Below are 17793 nucleotides of genomic sequence, written 5' to 3' on the forward strand. Positions count from 1 at the left end.
CTTCGCGCGCCTTTTTTTGTTCAATACGTTTGTTCAATACATAACGCAAGGGGAAATCATGAAGCAATCCGCGGTCCGGCAGTTTTTCGCGCGCGGCGCGTTCGCGCTATCGACCTTTTTCTGTGCGGTGTCGGCGCAAGCGGCCTATCCCGACCAACCCATCCGCATCATCGTGCCTTACCCGGCTGGCGGCTCCACCGACCTGACGGCCCGCCTGCTGGGCCAGAAGGTCGGTGAACAACTGGGGCAGACCGTCATCGTCGAAAACCGTCCTGGCGCCGGCAGCAATATCGGAACCGGCTATGTCGTGAAATCCAAGCCGGATGGCTACACGCTGATCCTGGCGACATCAACCGCGCTGGCGGTCAATCCCAGCCTCTATTCCAACCTGCCCTTCGATCCGCGCAAGGACCTGACACCCATCATCATGACCAGCACCATGCCCAACGTGATCGTGGTTGGCAATGGCAGCAAGGCGCATACGCTCAAGGAACTGAATGCGATCCTGAAGGGACCCGGCGGCCCCTTCAGCTTCGCCTCCGCGGGCAGCGGCACCCCCTCGCACCTGGGCGGCGAGCTCTACAAGCGCGCCCTGGGCCTTCCCCTGGTCCACGTTCCCTACAAGGGCGGAGCGCCCGCGCTGACCGACCTTATCGGTGGCCAGACCACATTCATGATCGCGGTGATGCCGGAGGCGATGCCGCTGGTGAAGGACGGCAAGCTGCGTGCGTTGGCGGTGACGACAAGGAACCGCCTGCCCGGCTATCCCGACCTGCCCACGGTCGCCGAGGATGCGATACCCGGCTACGAGCTGGTGGCGTGGTACGGCATCCTGGCGCCGGCCGGCACGCCGCCGGCCATCGTCGGCACCTTGAACAAGGCCTTCGACAAGGCCCTGAAGGACCCGGACGTGGTGAGCAAGATGCGGGACATGGGCTTCGATATCACCGGTGGCGCGCCCGACGTGCTGGCCCGGCGCATGGAGACGGAGACGCCCATCTGGAGGGACGTCATCCAGAAGACCGGCATCAAGATGGATTGACCTTGTCGGCGGACGCCGCGCCCGCGATACGCGCATGAGGCGGCACGGGCGTGTCGCGCATCACCTGGCGCAGTATGGCCAGGAAGGCTTCCGCGCCGGGCGACAGCGAACGCAGGCGGCGCGAGATCAGGCAGACCTCGCGCATGAGCTGCGGCGACTTCAGCGGTCGGAAATGCAGCTTGTGCGCATAGCCATGCTGCGCCGTCAGCGCCGGCACCACGGAGTAGTTGCCCGGGGTTTTCAACAGCGAGAACAGCGATGTGGTGCTGGACGCTTCATTGCGATGGCCTTCGCGTTGCTTGAAGCCCCGCGCGTGCTTGCGCAGGAAGGAATCGATCCCGGTGTCGGCGCTGAAGCCCACATAGTTGGCGGGATCGAGATCGGTCCATGCCATCGGCGCCCTCGACCGCGCCAGTGGGTCGCTGGCGGCGGCGATGACGCCGTAGCGGTCTGTCAGCAGGGGCGTATAGAGCAGGTCTTCCAGGCCGCGATGGCGCGAGGCCACGGCGAAATCGATGGCGCCTTCGGCGACCAGCTGCTCGACCTGCTGCGCGCCGGCGTCTCGTATCGATACGGTGATCTGCGGAAATTGCGTGCGAAAGAGTTCGATGACCTTGTAGAGGTAGTAGTCGATCATGGATGCCGCGGCGGCGATGTGCAGGTGTCCGCGCTGCACGCTGGCAAAGGCCTTCAGGTCGGCGATGGAGGCATCGAAGCGCTTGATCATCTGCTCGGCCTCGGCCAGGTAGCGTTCCGCCTCTTCCGTCATCGATACGCGCCGCGTGCTGCGGTCGAACAGCTTGACGCCGATCCCTTCCTCGAACTGCTGGATCACGTGCGTCAGCGAGGACTGCGTCATGTACAGCCGGGCTGCCGCCGCGGTGAAGGAACCGCTGCGGGCGACCGCCACGAAGCAGCGCAAATGGCGCAGGGAAACGTGGTTGGACATGGTCCGTCCTTTATTCGTGTTTTACGAAAGAAAGCCATAAATTATTCAATGGAAAGGATACAGGCGCGGGCGTAAGCTTCAAAGGCTTTCCTTCCGCCCACGTGCTTCTTCCCCGAAAAAAATGTCACTCCATCTGGCGCAACGCACGCATCGCATCAAACCCTCTCCCAGTTCCATGGCCGGCCAGCGCGCCCGGGAACTGATGGCGCAAGGCCGCGACATCGTCAGCCTGTCGGCCGGCGAACCGGACTTCGATACGCCGGAGAACGTCGTGGAGGCCGCGATACGCGCGATGCGGGCCTCGCGGACGAAGTACACCGATATCGGCGGAACGCCGGAGCTGAAGGCAGCCATCCGCGACAAGTTCCGCCGCGAAAATGGGTTGGAATATGGCAGCCAGGAAGTGATCGCGGGAACGGGCGCCAAGCAGGTCATCTTCAACGCGCTGATGTGCACGGTCGAGGAAGGCTGCGAGGTCATCATTCCCGCGCCTTACTGGGTGTCCTATCCGGATATCGTGCTGCTGGCCGGCGGCAAGCCCGTTTTCGTGCAGGGCTCGCCCCGGCACGGCCTGAAGCTGCAAGCCGATGCGCTGGAGCGGGCCATCACGCCGAATACGCGCTGGCTGATCCTCAACGCGCCCGGCAATCCGGCGGGCTGCGTCTATTCCGAGGACGAGCTGCGGGAGCTGGCCCGTGTGTTGTTGCGTCATCCGCACGTCTGGATACTCACGGATGATATGTCTGAGCACATCCTCTTCGACGACCGGAAATTCAAGACCATCGCCCAGGTCGAACCTCGCCTGTACGACCGCACGCTGACGGTGAACGGCGTGTCCAAGGCCTATGCGATGACGGGGTGGCGCATCGGCTACGCCGGTGGGCCGCGCGACCTGGTCTACGCGATGACCAAAATGCAGTCGCACAGCACCTCCAACCCCAGCTCCATCAGCCAGGCCGCGGCGGCCGAGGCGTTGATGGGCCCGCAGCACTTCATCAAGGAACGCGCCGCCATTTTCCAGCAGCGCCGCGACCGTGTCGTGGCCTTGCTCAATGCATGTCCCGGCGTGACCTGCGCCTTGCCGGAAGGCGCTTTCTACGTGTATCCCTCCTGCGCGGCGCTGCTGGGCCGCAGCACGCCTGGCGGCAAGGTGCTGGAGACGGATGAGGATGTGATCCTCTACCTGCTGGACGAGGAGAACCTTGCCGTGCTGCAAGGCGCCGCGTACGGCACGTCGCCGCATTTCCGCATTTCCATCGCGTCGTCCATGGAAACGCTGGAGGAAGGCTGCGCGCGCGTACGCCGTGCCTGCGAGAAGCTGGCGTAAGCCGGGCGTCGACACGCCGGCGGGGCGGGGCGCACCGCCCCCTCACCCGTGGCCAACGCCCTTCAACCCTTGACCAGCCCGCCATCCACGATCAGGTTCTGGCCCGTCACCGCGCGGGCCCAGGGCGAGAGGAAGAAGGCGACGACGTCGGCCAGTTCTTCCGGCGTGGTGACGCTGCGCAGCGGCGTCAGTCCCGCGACCAGGTCGAAGACCGCCTCCGGCGTGGCGGCGCTGGCATCGGTGACGCGCAGCAGGCCGCCGGACACCATGTTGACGGTGATACCGTCCGGTCCCAGGTCGTTGGCCGCCGTGCGCGTCAAGGACAGCAGCGCGGCCTTGGCGGCGGTGTAGTCGTGATAGGGCACCACCGGGTTCTGGAAAAGATTCGTGCCGATGTTGACGATGCGTCCATGGCCCAGGGCCCGCATGGCGGGGACGGCGGCCTGCAGCGTGTTGACGCAGCCCTTCAGCGCGCTGTCGATTTGCTGCTGGAACCGCCCCCAGGCGATCTCGTCGATCCTGGGACGGGCGTCGCCGTCGAAACGGAAATCGGCCAGCGCGTTGTTGACCACGGCCACGATGGGCCGCCCGAATTGCGCCAGGGCCTGGTCGAACAGCGCGCCGACGGAATGGGCGTCGGTGACATCGGCCTGCAGGGCGATCACGCGCGGTCCAAGCTCACGGGCCAACGCCTGGGCGGCCGCCTCGCTGCGATAGTAGTTGATGACTACCTGGGCGCCTTCGCGCGCCAGCGCGCGCGTGATGGCCGCCCCCAGTCCGCGCGCGCCGCCGGTGACCAGGACGCACTGTTCATTGAGCTTCATTGCGGGGTTCCTTGATCTCGTTCACCGCCACCTTGCGCACGAATTCATACACGCCATGCAGGTGTTCGCGCATGCAGGCGACGGCGGTATCGGCATCCCCGGCCGCCAAGGCGGCGCAGATGCGTCGATGTTGCTCCAGCACCAGCGAGGCCTTGAGTTTCTGCTTCAGGGCCAGCCGCCGCACGCGGTCCACATGGATCTTCGATTGCTGGATGACGCGCCAGACGCGCGGTTTGCCGGCGATCTCGGCGATGCGGGCATGCATGGCTTCGTCGGCCTGGTAGAAGCGCACCATGTCGCCCGCTTCCTTGGCGATTTCCTGCTCGCGCAGGATCGCCGCCAGGGCGTCGATGCCGGCCTGGTCCATCTTGCCGGCCGCCTCGCGGACCAGCGCGCATTCCAGGTTTTCGCGGATGAAGGCGGCCTGCATCACTTCGTCGATGCGTATGGGGGCGATAAAGGTGCCCACCTGCGGGAAGACATCCACCAGCCCCTGCTCGCCCAGCTTGATCAGCACTTCCCGGATCGGCGTGCGGCTGACCTCGAACATGGCGCCGACCTCCGCTTCCGAAATGCTGGCGCCTGGCGCAAGCTCGCCGGACAGGATGCGTTCCAGCACCTGGTCGTAGAGAAGGTCCGAGAGGGGGCGCCGGGAGGCGCGCTGGTTGCGGATGGATTTCATGGGACGCTCGGTTGCCGGGTGGGTATTGTACGGTCCGTCGCCTTTACGTACACTAGTATACTAGTATTCCAATAATACCCTGGCCCCTCGGGCGGCCGGGATTCCCGACAGAGAGACAGGCAGCAGCCCATGAAAATCACGGACGTCCGCGTCACCCCGGTCGCCTTTCGCGATCCCCCGGTTCTCAATGCTTCCGGCCTGCACGTGCCCTACGCGCTGCGCGCCATCATCGAGGTGGAAACCGACACCGGCCACGTCGGGCTGGGCGAGACCTATGGCGACCTGCCCATCCTGCAGAACCTGGAGAAAGTCCGCGCGGCGCTGGTCGGCCTGAGTCCCTTCGACCTCAATGGCCTGCGGCGCGCCGTTCAGCCCCATATCAAGACCGACCTGAGCCAGGGCTTCGCCAACCTGAACCCCGGCACCCATGCGGCCAAGGCCGGCACCAACGTGTTCGGCGCGTATGAAGTCGCCTTCCTGGATGCGCAGGCCCAGGCCGTCGGCCTGCCGCTGGTCGACCTGCTGGGAGGCCGCTGCCGCGATGAAGTGGCGTACAGCGCCTATCTGTTCTTCAAGCAGGAAAAGCACCTGGACGACCCGTATCCTCCCGACGACTGGGGGCCCATCCTGACCGCCGAGCAACTGGTGGCCAGCGCGCGGCGCATGGTCCGGGACTACGGCTTCAAGAGCATCAAGCTGAAGGCCGGCGCGCTGGATCCGGACTACGAAGCCGAATGCATCCTGGCGTTGCGAAGGGCCTTTCCCGATTATCCGCTGCGCATCGATCCCAATGCCAACTGGTGCCTGGACACCGGCCGCCGCATCGCGGCCACGCTCAAGGGCGTGCTGGAGTACTACGAGGATCCGGTGCCGGGCCTGGCCCAGATGGCGCAGCTGCACCAGGAAACGGGCGTGAAGATGGCGACCAACATGGTCGTCACCAGCATGGACGAATTCCGCGAGAACGTGCAATTGAACGGCGCGCAGGTCATCCTGTCCGACCATCACTTCTGGGGCGGCCTGCTGGCCACGCGCCAGCTGGCGCAGATGTGCGAGACGTTCGGCTACGAGTTGTCCATGCACTCGAACAGCCATCTGGGCATCAGCCTGATGGCGATGACGCACGTGGCCGCGTCCATTCCCAACCTGCACTTCGCCTGCGATACCCACTATCCCTGGAAGACGGAAGACCTGGTCGAAGGCGGCCCCGTGCCTTTCGTGGATGGCTGCGTGCGGCTCACCGACGCGCCCGGCCTGGGCGTGAAGCTGGACCGCGCGAAGCTGGCGGAGCTGCACCGGCAGTATCTCGATTGCGGGCTGCGCGTGACGTCCGAACAGGGCGCCTATATGCGCCGCTACGATCCCTCCTTCCCCCTGGACAAGCCGCGCTTCTGAGGCGCGGCGCCGCGCGCTGTCGATAACCATACCTATACCCCTCTTCATGGAGACAATCATGAATCTGACGTCCAAGCACCTCTCGCGCGACGCTGCCGGCAGCACTGCCGGCCAGGCTCGCCGCCGTGTCCTGTCCGCGCTGGGCGAATGCGGGCTGGCCACGCTCACGGCCGCGCTGACCGCCTATTCGGCGCTGGGCGCGGCGCCGGCCCATGCCGCCGATGCGGCGGTGGGCAATTGGCCCGAAAAGCCCGTGCGCCTGATCGTGCCCTATCCGGCGGGCGGCGCCTCCGACGTGGTGGCGCGCTTGATGGCCAAGGAATTGAACGCCGTCTGGAAGCAACCCGTCGTGGTGGAGAACCGCTCGGGCGCCAACGGCAACATCGGCGCCGCGATGACGGCCAAGGCGACGCCGGACGGCTATACGCTGCTGCTGATGGACCTGAGCAGCCTGACGAACTCGCCGGCGCTCTATCCGGACCTGAACTACAGCCCGACGAAGGACCTGGCGCCCATCACCATCGTCGAATACTCGCCGCATCTGCTGGTGGTGCGCAAGGACCTGCCGGCCAACAACCTCGACGAACTGATCGCCTACGCCAAGGCGCATCCCGGCAAGCTGAACTTCGGCGAGACGCAAGGCTCGATCACGCACCTGGGCGGCATCGTGCTGGCCAAGCAGGCCGGCATCGACATCAACTTCATCGGCTACAAGGGCGGCGCCCAGATCGCCACCGACCTGGTCGGCGGCCAGATCGACATGACGCTGAACAGCTACCTGGCCACGCATGCGCTGGTCGAGGGCGGCAAGGTGAAGATGCTGGCGGTGGCCAGCCCGGGCAAGTTCCCGCCCATCCCCGACACGCCGGTGCTGAAGGACCGCTTCCCCGACTTCGTGACGGGCAGCTGGCAGGGCCTGTTGACCACGGGCGGTACGCCGCCGGCGATCGTGGACAAGATCTACAAGGATGTCGCGGCCATCGTCGCCAAGCCGGACATGCAGGCGAAGTTCGCGGAACTGGGCGCCGTGCCGGTGCCCAGCACGCCGGCCGAATTCCAGAAATTCCTGGTGGAAAAGACCGACTTTTGGAGTAAGGTGATCAAGGAGAACCACATTTCCGTCAACTGATCGGGCACCGATCCGGCAACCGATCCGGCAACCGATCGGACAACCGATCGGGCAACCGATTCGCCAACTGATCTCCCACATGCAACTCATCGTCCTGGGCGCCGCGCCGCTGTCTTCTTCCCAACTCGACGCCCTGGCGCGGCGCCTGCGAACCCCGCCGCCGCGCCGCGTCGGCGAGACGGCGGCGGCATTCGCGCTGGACGATGGACTGCACGACGGGTCCGGCAATGGGGCGGACCACGGGTCGAGCCACGAACACCCGCGCGAATGGCTGCACGCCCAGTGCCAGGCCCTAGGCCTGGACAGTGCCCTCATCACCCGCCCGCGCCCCTTGTCCGACTACCGCTTGATGGTGTTCGACATGGACTCGACCCTGATCAATATCGAGTGCATCGACGAACTGGCCGACCTGGTCGGCAAGAAGCGGGAGGTGGCCGAGCTGACCGAACAGGCCATGCAATCCGGTTCGGTCGACTACGACACCAGCCTGCGCCTGCGCACACGCCTGCTGGCGGGGTTGTCCACGGACGCCTTCGCTGAGCTGTATGACTCGCGCGTGCGCTTTTCCCCCGGTGCGCGAGCACTGGTCGATGCCGCACGGCAGGCGGGCCTGAAGACCGCCATCGTCTCCGGCGGCTTCGACTACTTCACCGGACGCGTCCGCGCGGAACTGGGCGTGGACGAGGACTATTCCAACCGCCTGGCGGTGGAGAACGGTCGCCTGACGGGCGAGATCGAAGGCACGCTGATCAACGCCGACGTCAAGGCCGCGCATGTGCGCCGCCTTTGCGAGGACCTGGGCGTGCCGCCCACCGACGCCATCGTGGTGGGCGACGGATCGAACGACCGTAAGATGATGGCGCTGGCGGGCCTGTCCGTGGGCTTTCGCCCCAAGCCGGTACTGCGTCCGCAACTGGACGTGGTGCTCGACCACCTGGGCCTGGATGCGCTGCCGCGAGTCCTGGAGAGCGCGCGGGCATGAGCCATGGCCATGGGCAGTGCCGCGCCGGCGTGTCCTCGCCAGCGCGGCGCCCGCCTATCGTTCCGGCGTCGACTTGCGGTAGATGAGCTGGCCGGGCAGCAGGCGATGCTCGTTGCCGCCGCCGTCGCGCAGCAGCAGTTCGATGGCTGCCGCGATCATGTCTTCCACCGGCTGGCGTATCGTCGTCATGTCGTAGGCCGCGTTGGACGCCACCGGGTGGTCGTCGAAGCCGAAGACGCGCACGTCCTCCGGCACGCGCCGTCCCAGGGCATGGCGCAGCGCATCGATGGCGCCGGATGCGATCTCGTCATCGGCGCAGAACAGTCCGTCGATCTCCGGATGCCGGGCCAGCAGCATCTGCGTGGCCTCGTATCCCCAGCCGTAGGTGAATTCCTTTTCCAGCGCGGGCACGTTGTCCATGCCCAGCTCGGCCAGCCGCGCCATGAAGCCATCGCGGCGGTCGCGATTGGTCGATACGGTGGGCATGCCGCCGAGAAAGCCCAGGCGGCGGCTGCCGGCGCGCAACAGGGCATCGGCCGCCATGCGTCCGCCGCCGGTGTTGTCGGTGGACACCGAATGGCCCTTGGCGACCGCGGAATAGCGGTTGAACATGACCACCGGCACGCCCTGGCGCACGCACAGGTCGGCGCCGGAGGAGTTCAAGGAAGCGGTGGTGATGATGACGCCGCGCACGCGGTATTGCAGGACCAGCGGCATGAGATCGTCCACGGTCTGCGGCGGGGTGGCATTGAACAGCAGGGCCTGCAGCCCGATACGGTGCAATTCCCGCGTGATCAGTTCCAGCACCACGGGATACCAGGGATTGGTGATGTTCGCCATCACGATGGCGATGATGTCGAACTTGCCGCTGCTCAGGCCGCGCGCCAGGGGATCGGGCTGGTAGTTGACCAGGTCGATCACCTTCAGGATCTTCTCGCGCACTTCGTCGGAGATGGCCCCCTTGCCGGAAACGAAGCGCGAAACGGCCGCCTGCGAGACCCCCGCGAACCTGGCGACGTCTTTCTGTGTGGGCGTTTTCTTTTTCACTCTGCTATGTTCGATGTAGCCCGCTGTCCTCGATCACGCCGTGCGTCGCTGGCGCGGAGGAAGCGGCGCAGGCAGTTCTCGACGATGCGCGATATGTCATTGTCGTATCCGTTCTTCCACAGGCTGCCCAGGAAAGTAATGGATCCGGCGGCGAAAAGGCCGCCGCCGTTTTCGGCCAGACCGACGGCCATATGCGCCCGCACGCCTTCGTACTTGCGCGGTAGGGAGGCCGCGATGGTCCAGGTCAGGATTTCTTCGGGCACGATTTTAAAGCTAGGACCGTGGCCCTCCGAGACGCCCACGATCTTCAGCCATGACGGCGAACCGAGTTCGGTCACCACCTGGTCCAGTTCGAAGCCGGCCGCGCCGCCGCCCGACAGGCCATGGTCGCCGTAGCGTTCCCCCTGCACGCCGTCGAAAAGCCAGGCCACGTCGGCGTCGTACGATTCCGGCGTGCGCCTGTAGCCGACGCCCTCGAAGCCGCCCTGCACCGCGAAGCCGACGCCGCCGGTCGCCTGGGGCGGAATGCCGTTGCGCCGCCACATGCCGCCATAGCCGCCGTCGAACTGGTGGTAGTACTCTCCCGGCTCGGCCGCCCATGCCCGGATGCCGCCTTCGGCGCGGCGGATCTCCAGCATATGGGGCGCCGACGCGGGGCGCGCCACCTTCCAGTAGAAGCCGTTGGCGCCGAAATACATCAGGTGGCCGCCGTTTTCCCGATAGGCGATCAGGGCTTCGATCATGCCGCGCGTGTGGTACTCGGGATGCGATCCGGTCAGGACCACGTCGTAGGGGGCCAGCGCGGCCAACCCCTGGTCGTCCAGGTCTTCGTCCGTGATGACGTCGTAGGCGATGCCCCGGTCTTGCAGCCAGCTGGTCAGGTGCGAGTCGGCGGGGAAATGCCGCAGTCCCGATCCGCGCGGGTCGGGGAAGGTCAGGTAGCCGGGCCGCATGGTGAGCATGGGCCGCAGGCGCGAGGACAGGCAGATGCCGGCCAGGTCCCGATGGCGGTTATAGGTCGAGGCCCCGAACTGCGTGACGATGTCCGGATTGTGGGGATAGGCATCCCAGGCGGCGATGCGCTCGGCCAGTTCGCCCGCGTAGTTGCCGCGCGCATGGTTGGCGTAGGCCTGGTAGGTAAGCGTCGAGGCCAGGAAAAGCACGCGCGCGCGCGGCCCGTCCTTGGCCGGGGTGACGTAGAAGGGTATGGTGTCGGCGCCGTCGGCGTTCCGGATTTCCAGGCCGTAGACGCCGGAAGCCAGCCCGGGCGGAATGCGAAGCTTCAGGGCTTCGCGCCAGCCGCAGTCGGCCAGCGCATCGGCATGAAACCAGATGGCCGCGTATTCGTCCGGCGCCTGTTTCCAATCCAGTTGCCGGCCGGTCCACGCGGACGACCGCACCGCGCGCACCGGCATGTTTTCCAGCACCAGCGTCGGCATGCCGGCGTGGGCGGCTGCGATGCATTGCGCCTGCATGTCCCGGGCAAGATGCCATTCCGCTATCAGGGTATCCGTGCCGTCGGGCCGCCGTGCATGCAGCCGCGGCCCTTCGACCAGTCCGTTATAGCCCTGCGCCGGATGCCCTTGCCACAAGGCGCCCAGGCATAGATGCGTGGGGACCGCCAGGACCGCGTCGGCATCGACCTGGGCATGGCGGGTCGGCAGGGCGGGGCCGGCGCCGGGCACGCCCATGGGCACGGTTTCCACGGTGAGGGACAGCTTGCCCGTGTCCAGGACCACGTCCAGGGTGATGGCTTGCCAGCGGTCCTGCGTGGCCGGCACGCCGCTGCGCAGGGTGCGCGCCGCGCCGTCGGGCGTCGTGCGTACCACCAGGACGAACTCGCCCTTGTCGATGGCCAGCGCCACGCCCAGTCGGGCGGTGGCGTCCTGCAGGCTGGCCAATACCTGCATCGGGTCGCTGGCCAGGGTAGGACGCGCACGCAGGCGCAGCACAAGACGGTGGGCGTCGACGGAGCCCAGCGCGGCCCAGGCGCAGGCGCCGGGATGGACGGCCTGCTCCTGCCCGGGATAGCGCGCCTGCAGCGGCAGGTCGACCGCCTCCATCCGCATGCCCGGTCCGGCGGGGTTGGGGTCCGCGCAATGGATGCGGACGACCCGCGCCGTGAAGGGCTGGTCGCCCGTGGAGCTGATGCGAAAGGAAAGGTCCTGCCCGGGCGCCGCGCTCAGCGGCGTGACGTAACCGATGATGGGGGGCTGGGATACCGGAGGCTTCATCGTGGCGTCCTTCAATGCACGGCGAGATATTGTTCGAGGCGGGCGGGTTCGGCGCGGCCGGTGGCGCTGTCGAAGGTATCGGCGACGGCGCCGTTCTCCATGACCACCACGCGGTCGGCGATGTCCAGGGCCATGTTCAGGTTCTGCTCCACCAGCAGGATGGTCAGCCCGTCGCCCTTGAGTTGCTTGAGCACGCTGGCGACCGCCTTGACCATGATGGGCGCCAGGCCTTGCGACGGCTCGTCCAGCAGCAGCAATCTGGGTCCCATGGCCAGCCCGCGCGCCATGACCATCATCTGCTGCTGGCCGCCCGATAGCTCCCCGCCCTTCTTCTTGAGCAATTCCCGCAGCAGGGGGAACAGGTCCATCAGGCGGTCCAGCGTGTAGGGCGAGCCTGGCCGATAGCCCAGCATGATGTTCTCGCGCACGGTCAGCAGCACGAAGGGATCGCGCGTCTCCGGCACCAGCGTCAGGCCCAGGCGCGCGATAGCCTGCGGGCTCATGCGGGTGATGTCCCGGTCCCCATACCGGATGCGGCCACTGGCCGCGCCGTTCAAGCCCATGATGGAACGCAGCGTGGTGCTCTTGCCAGCGCCGTTGCGGCCCAGCAGGGCCACGACCTCGCTTTGCGCGACGCCGAAGGAGACATCGTGGATGGCCTGGCTGGGACCGTAGAAGGTATTGATGGCATCGACTTCCAGCAGCATCTTCATAGTCCGAAGTACGCGGCGTGCACCGCCTGGTTGCGGGAGATCTCTTCCGCGGTGCCGGCGGCGATGAGGGCGCCCCGGTTCATCACGTGTATGCGGTCTGAAATCTCCATGACGACGTTCATCTTGTGCTCGATCATGATGATGGTGTAGTCCGGCTTGATGGCGGCGATGAAATCCTTCACGCGTTCGGTTTCCCGCTGCGACAAGCCTGCGGTGGGCTCGTCCAGCAGCAGGATGGCGGGCCGCGTGGCCAGGGTGACGGCGATCTCCAGCAGGCGCTGGTCGCCATAGGACACCGCCGAGGCGGGCGTGTTTTCGTACTGGCCCAGCCCCAGCTTGCGCAGCAGCTCCCCCGCTTCACGCCGCAGCTCGCCGTAGCTGGCCACGCGGCGCCACCACCCCATGCGACCGCCGTGGCAAGCCCGGTACGCGGCCAGCCAGACGTTTTCCAGGAACGTCAGTTCCAGGTACACGCTGGAGATCTGGTAGGAACGCCCCACGCCGCGCCGGGCGATCTGGTGCGGCTTCAGATGGGTGACCGGCACGCCGTTGAGCAGGATCTCGCCCGCGCTGACGGGAAGGTCGCGCGTCAGGAGATTGAACAACGTGGTCTTGCCCGCGCCATTGGGGCCCAGGATGCTGTGCAGCATGCCGGGCTCGAAGCCTATGCTCAGGTCTTCGATGACCACGTTGGCGCCGAACTTCTTGGCGACGCCGCGCGCTTCGTAGGCGTAGGCGGCCGCGCCGGCCGCCCCGTCGGCGCGGCCGGCCTGGATGCGGGCGGCGGGGGATGTCAGCGTGGCGGCGTTCATGCGGCGCTCCCCGGCGTGCGTTTTTGCGTGGACCCGCCCAGCAGCCGCCGCGCGCGTTCGAACAATTCCATGACCCCGCCCTTGAGGAACAGCACGACCAGGATGATGAAGACACCGAAAAGCAGCGGCCAGCGGGCCCATATCAGGCTGAAGAAGCCCTGGAGCCAGATGAAGACGGCCGCGCCGATCACCGGTCCGAAGACGGACGACATGCCGCCGATGATGACCATGAAGACGGCGGTGCCGGAGTTGGTCCAGGAAATCGCGTCTATGGGCATGATGCGATAGAGCATGGCGAACAGCGCGCCGGCCACGCCCGATGCCGCGCCGGCGATGACGAAGGCCAGCAGCTGCGCCCGGTAGACCGAATAGCCCAGCGAAGCCGTGCGCCGCGGGTTCTGGCGGGCGGCGTTGAGGATCAGGCCGAGGGGGCTGTGCATCAGCTGGTACAGGGCCGCGAACGTGGCGACGAACAGGACGGCCGTAAGGATGTAGAAGTGCAGGTGCTGCGACAGGTCCAGCGTGCCGATGCCCGGCAGCGTGATGTCCGGCCGGCGGATGCCGCCCAGGCCATCCTCGCCGCCGGTCGCGTCGCGCCAGCTGTAGGCCAGGTAATAGATCATCTGGTTGAAGGCGAACGTGAGCATCATGAAATAGATGCCCGTGCGCTTGATGCTCATCATGCCGACGACCAGCGCCACCGCGGCGCTGCCCGCCGCGGCCAGCAGCAAGCCCGCCGACAGAGGCAGGCCGGTATGTATGAAGACATAGCCGGCGACGTAGCCGCCGACGCCGAAGAAGGCGGCCTGGCCGAAGGAATACAGACCCGCGACGCCGACCAGCAGGTACGTCGCCAGCGCGAAGATGCCGTAGATGGCGATCTCGGTGGCGATATTGACCGGCATGCACAACGGGGCGGCGATGGCCGCTAGCACGGCCACGGCCGCGACGACATAGGTGGAGGTGACGTGGCGCATCAGCGTTCCCCGAACAAGCCTTGCGGCCGTATCATCAGCGTGGCGACCATGGCGACATAGATCAGCACCGTGCTGGCCGCGGGCGCGAAGACCGACGACACGCTCTGGATCAGGCCCACCAGCACGCCGGCGGCCAGCGCCCCGTACAGCGAACCCAGGCCGCCGATGACCAGCACGACAAAGGCAATGGACAGCATCTCCGCGCCCATGGTGGCGTTGGCGCCCAGCAGCGGCAGCACCAGTCCGCCGGACAGGCCCGCCAGGCCGGCGCCCAGGGCGAAGCCGGCCGTCACCAGGCGCGACACGTCGATGCCCAGGCATTGCGCCATTTCCCGCTTGTCGATGCCGGCGCGGATTTGCGAGCCCAGGCGGGTGCGCTCGATCAGCAGCCAGACAGCCGCGATGGTCACGGCCGCCATGCCGCCGTTGAAGACGAGGTATTTGGGCAGGTAGGTGAAGCCGAGGTCGAAAGCCCCTTGCAGCCACTCCGGCGCCGTCGCGCTCAGGCCCGACGTGCCCCAGACGATGATGATCAGCTGCTCCAGCACCAGCGCCACGCCGAACAGGAACAGCAGCTGGTACAGGTAGGGCCCGCGCATCAGGCGCGCAACGCCCAGTTTCTCCACGATGGCGCCGACCAGGGCCGGGACCAGGAACGCGGCGACCAGCGCCACGGCGAAAGGCAGGCCGGACTGCAATGCCGCGAAGCCGACATACGCCCCCAGCGCATAGAAGGCGCCGTGGGCGAAGTTCGGGACGTTGAGCAGCCCTTTGATGATGGACAGGCCGAACGCCGTCAGCGCGTAGATCATGCCTATCGCCAGCCCGTTCAGCAGCTGTGCGGCTAACAAGGAAATCATGCTTGGCCCCGTGTCGTGGTCAAACCGTGCGCTTGCACTCGTTCAGCTCGGCTGGCTGCGGCTTGTCGCCTTGCGCGACGATGGTCGCCAGGTCGAATTCATTCTTCATGGCGTCGGGCGCCTTGCACTGTACGACGTAGTAGGGCCGCACGGTCTGGTGCGTGCGGGCGTCTATGGTGGTGGGGCCGAATATGCTGTCGAAGCGCATGCCTTCGAGCGCCTTGAGCACCGCCGGGACCTCCACGCTGCCGGCCTTGTCCATGGCGAGGAACAGGGTGCGCGTGGCGTCGTAGCCATAGGCGGCGGCATAGGACGGCACGTTCTTGTAGGCCTTCATATAGCGTTCGACGAAGGACTTGTTCACAGGCGTGTCGATGTCCTGGTAGTAGTTCAGGCCCAGTATCATGCCGCTGCGCATGGCGGGGGACAGCTCGCGCAGCTGTTCCACTTCCAGGGTCCAGGGACCGACGATCTGCACGTTCTTCACGCCGAAGCTGCTGAACTGGCGTACGGCGGTGACCGCGTCCGCCCCGGCGGTCAGCAGGCAGATGATGTCCGGCCGAGTCGACAGCGCCTTGGTGAAGTACTGGGTGAACTGGCGTTCTCCCGAGGGATGGTTGTCGTTGCCGACCAGTTGCAGGCCCAGCTCCTTCGCCGCCACCTGGGTGTAGTGCAGCAGGGATTGCCCGAACGCATAGTCGGCGGTGATCGTATAGATTTTCTTCTTGTCCGGCAGGGTCTTGCTGACGTATTCGAGCGTGGCGCGCAGGGCGGTGTAGGCATGCGCCGACCATTGGAAGGTGTAGGGACTGCAACGCGAGCCGGTAAAGTCCTCCGAGCCGCCCGCGGCATACTGCAGAACCTGCTCCTGGCGCGCCACTTCCAGTTCGGCCAGGCCGACGGCGCTGGAGAAGTTGCCCAGGAAATAGCGCAGCTTGTCCGAGCCGATGGCTTCCGTCAGGCGGCGCACGCCCACGGCGGGCTTGCCTTCGTCATCGCGCACCAGCAGGTTGATTTTCTTGCCCAGCACCGATCCCTGGCGCTCCTCGATGGCCAACTGGGTGCCCTTGAGGACGAGGTCGCCGGCATAGGCGAATGTGCCCGTCTGCTGCGACAGCACCCCCATGGTCAGCGCGCCGCCGCCGGACTGTGCCCACGAGATGCCCGTCAACGAAGAGCCCAATGCGGCCACGCCGGCCTTCAGGACGGTGCGGCGGTCGATTTTCTTGCCAGTAGTCATGATGTTTCCCCTTGGAATCGCCGGTCGCGCGGACGCGGCGTGTTGCATGAATGGCAGCGGGCCGGTGCTGCGCGGCTGCGCCGAGGTACTCCTTGCTGCATGTCCCGATAAGCGTTCGAGGCCAGACCCGGGCCCCGGGATACTGGTCAGCCGGCGGCGTATCCCATGGCGTATCCCATCTCCGCGCCGAATGAGAGCAGCCCCTTTTCCAGCCGCGCCAGCAGGTCGTCCATTTCCATTTCGGTGATGACCAGCGGCGGGGCGATCAAGGTGGCGTTGTTCAAGGGCGCGATACCCGCGGTGTAGACGATCAGGCCGGCGCGCATGCAATGGGCGGTGAAGCGCACGTTGGCGTTCAGCGCCGGGTCGGGCGGCGTTTTCTTTTCCGGATCCGTGACGAATTCGAAGCCCCATAACAGGCCGCGGCCCCGCACGTCCGCCATCCAGGGCAGGCGCGCCGCCAGGCGGCGCAGGCCGGCTTCCAGTTGCGCGGCGCGGGGGGCGACGTTGTCCAGCACCTTGTGGTCGCGCATGTAGTTGACGACGGCCAGGCAGGTGGCGGCGCTCAGCGGGTTGGCGCTGAAGGTATGGCCGAAGGGGACCGTCTTGCCGTTGTCGCCGAAGGCCTGGATGATGCGTTCATGGAACAGGACCGCGCCCATGGGCGTATAGCCGGAGGTCATGCCCTTGCCGGTGGCGATCATGTCCGGCGCGATGCCGTCCTGCGCGCAGGCGAACCAGGTGCCGGTGCGGCCCATGCCGGTGATCACTTCATCCGAGATCAGGAGCACGTCATGGCGGTCGCAGATTTCGCGCAGGGCGCGCAGGTAGCCCACGGGCGGCGCGAGGGCGCCGCCCGCCGCGCCCACGACCGGCTCCACGATGATGGCGGCGACCTTGTCCGCGCCGTACTCGCGCAGGATGCGGTCCCACACCATGGCGCCATGTCCTTCGGCATCCGCGCCGGACAGCGGAAAGCGGTAGGGATAAGGCGGCGGCGCCACCGCGAAGGTGTGGAGCAGGTTGCCGTAGTCGGCGCGGCGCGCGTCATGGCCGGACATGGACAGGGCGCCCATGGTCATGCCGTGGTAGCTGATCGCGCGGCCCAGTACATGGGTCTTGCCGGGCCGTCCGCGGTCGCGCCAATACTGTTGCGCCGTGCGCAGCGCCAGTTCGGTCGCCTCGGAACCGCTGTTGACGAAGAAGGCGTGGGTCAGCCCTTCCGGCGCCAGGTCCACCAGCGCCTGGGCCAGGGCCTCGGCGGCGTCGCTGGTGAAGTGGGAGCGATAAGTGAAGCAGACGCGCTCGGCCTGCGCCCGCATGGCGTCCAATACCTCGCGCACTCCGTGTCCGATCGACACGGTCATGGCGCCGCCCGATCCGTCCAGGTAATCGCGACCGTCCTTCGCATGGATATAGACGCCTTTCGCATGGTCCACGACAGGGAGCTTGGCCCCGAGCGGCTGCTTGATCAGTACGTCGGTGGTCCGAGGATTGAATACGTATTCAGTCGTAGGCATGATAGTTGGCCCGGTTGGTTTGCGTCGAGGCGTAAGTACCAGGAATCTAGGGTTTGTACG

The 17793-nt window shown here is 66.4% G+C and carries 16 protein-coding genes; 5 read left to right on the plus strand and 11 right to left on the minus strand.

Going from position 1 to position 17793, the window contains the following annotated elements:
* Positions 1 to 58 precede the first annotated feature (58 nt).
* Entirely contained in the window at positions 59 to 1042 is a 984-nt protein-coding gene (locus C7R54_RS12190; protein WP_129150706.1) for a Bug family tripartite tricarboxylate transporter substrate binding protein, read from the plus strand.
* On the opposite strand, the gene C7R54_RS12195 is transcribed toward C7R54_RS12190, so the two are convergent.
* The gene (locus tag C7R54_RS12195) at positions 1029 to 1991 is read right to left on the minus strand and encodes a LysR family transcriptional regulator (RefSeq protein ID WP_129150707.1); all 963 of its coding nucleotides are present in this window, start codon (positions 1989 to 1991) and stop codon (positions 1029 to 1031) included. The two genes, C7R54_RS12190 and C7R54_RS12195, sit on opposite strands and share 14 nt — an antisense overlap.
* 121 nt (positions 1992 to 2112) lie before the next feature.
* Between C7R54_RS12195 and C7R54_RS12200 the strand changes: the two genes are divergently transcribed.
* Positions 2113 to 3318 carry an aminotransferase class I/II-fold pyridoxal phosphate-dependent enzyme gene (locus C7R54_RS12200; RefSeq protein ID WP_129150708.1) on the plus strand — a complete coding sequence of 402 codons (1206 nt, stop codon included), beginning with the start codon at positions 2113 to 2115 and terminating at the stop codon, positions 3316 to 3318.
* 62 nt (positions 3319 to 3380) lie between these two features.
* Here C7R54_RS12200 and C7R54_RS12205 read toward each other — a convergent pair whose 3' ends face one another.
* Both C7R54_RS12205 and C7R54_RS12210 read right to left on the minus strand, forming a co-directional pair.
* Positions 3381 to 4142 carry a 3-oxoacyl-ACP reductase gene (locus C7R54_RS12205; protein ID WP_129150709.1) on the minus strand — a complete coding sequence of 254 codons (762 nt, stop codon included), beginning with the start codon at positions 4140 to 4142 and terminating at the stop codon, positions 3381 to 3383.
* Positions 4129 to 4824 (minus strand): GntR family transcriptional regulator, encoded by a 696-nt coding sequence (locus C7R54_RS12210; protein WP_129150710.1) that lies wholly within the window; start codon positions 4822 to 4824, stop codon positions 4129 to 4131. Before C7R54_RS12210 ends, C7R54_RS12205 begins: the two co-directional genes overlap by 14 nt.
* Positions 4825 to 4953: 129 nt before the next feature.
* On the opposite strand from C7R54_RS12210, the gene C7R54_RS12215 reads away from it, so the two are divergent.
* The 3 genes from C7R54_RS12215 to serB all read left to right on the plus strand — a co-directional run bounded on the left by C7R54_RS12215 (position 4954) and on the right by serB (position 8330).
* A complete protein-coding gene (locus C7R54_RS12215; protein ID WP_129150711.1) occupies positions 4954 to 6219 on the plus strand; it encodes a glucarate dehydratase family protein in 1266 nt (421 codons plus the stop codon).
* Between the two features lie 58 nt (positions 6220 to 6277).
* Entirely contained in the window at positions 6278 to 7348 is a 1071-nt protein-coding gene (locus C7R54_RS12220; RefSeq protein ID WP_129150712.1) for a Bug family tripartite tricarboxylate transporter substrate binding protein, read from the plus strand.
* A 79-nt stretch (positions 7349 to 7427) separates the two neighbouring features.
* Positions 7428 to 8330 (plus strand): phosphoserine phosphatase SerB, encoded by a 903-nt coding sequence (gene serB / locus C7R54_RS12225; RefSeq protein ID WP_129150713.1) that lies wholly within the window; start codon positions 7428 to 7430, stop codon positions 8328 to 8330.
* 54 nt (positions 8331 to 8384) lie between these two features.
* Here the strand turns inward: serB and C7R54_RS12230 are convergent, their stop codons facing one another.
* From C7R54_RS12230 to C7R54_RS12265, 8 genes are all read right to left on the minus strand, one after another.
* On the minus strand, positions 8385 to 9377 hold the full coding sequence (locus C7R54_RS12230) for a LacI family DNA-binding transcriptional regulator (protein WP_129150714.1): 993 nt from the start codon (positions 9375 to 9377) through the stop codon (positions 8385 to 8387).
* Entirely contained in the window at positions 9374 to 11611 is a 2238-nt protein-coding gene (locus C7R54_RS12235; RefSeq protein ID WP_129150715.1) for a N,N-dimethylformamidase beta subunit family domain-containing protein, read from the minus strand. Before C7R54_RS12235 ends, C7R54_RS12230 begins: the two co-directional genes overlap by 4 nt.
* Positions 11612 to 11622: 11 nt before the next feature.
* A complete protein-coding gene (locus C7R54_RS12240; RefSeq protein ID WP_129150716.1) occupies positions 11623 to 12324 on the minus strand; it encodes an ABC transporter ATP-binding protein in 702 nt (233 codons plus the stop codon).
* Positions 12321 to 13136, minus strand: coding sequence for an ABC transporter ATP-binding protein (locus C7R54_RS12245; protein WP_158021196.1), 816 nt, complete (start codon positions 13134 to 13136; stop codon positions 12321 to 12323). Before C7R54_RS12245 ends, C7R54_RS12240 begins: the two co-directional genes overlap by 4 nt.
* Positions 13133 to 14113, minus strand: a complete 981-nt coding sequence (locus C7R54_RS12250; protein ID WP_129150717.1) for a branched-chain amino acid ABC transporter permease — start codon at positions 14111 to 14113, stop codon at positions 13133 to 13135. The genes C7R54_RS12245 and C7R54_RS12250 overlap by 4 nt, the downstream gene beginning before the upstream one ends.
* Entirely contained in the window at positions 14113 to 14973 is an 861-nt protein-coding gene (locus C7R54_RS12255; protein ID WP_129150718.1) for a branched-chain amino acid ABC transporter permease, read from the minus strand. Before C7R54_RS12255 ends, C7R54_RS12250 begins: the two co-directional genes overlap by 1 nt.
* 19 nt (positions 14974 to 14992) lie before the next feature.
* Positions 14993 to 16213, minus strand: a complete 1221-nt coding sequence (locus tag C7R54_RS12260; protein WP_129150719.1) for an ABC transporter substrate-binding protein — start codon at positions 16211 to 16213, stop codon at positions 14993 to 14995.
* Between the two features lie 146 nt (positions 16214 to 16359).
* Positions 16360 to 17733 (minus strand): aminotransferase family protein, encoded by a 1374-nt coding sequence (locus C7R54_RS12265; RefSeq protein ID WP_129150720.1) that lies wholly within the window; start codon positions 17731 to 17733, stop codon positions 16360 to 16362.
* Positions 17734 to 17793: the final 60 nt, after the last annotated feature.

Origin of the sequence: Achromobacter aloeverae, from assembly GCF_004121055.1 — a bacterium.
Lineage (GTDB): Bacteria > Pseudomonadota > Gammaproteobacteria > Burkholderiales > Burkholderiaceae_B > Bordetella_C > Bordetella_C aloeverae.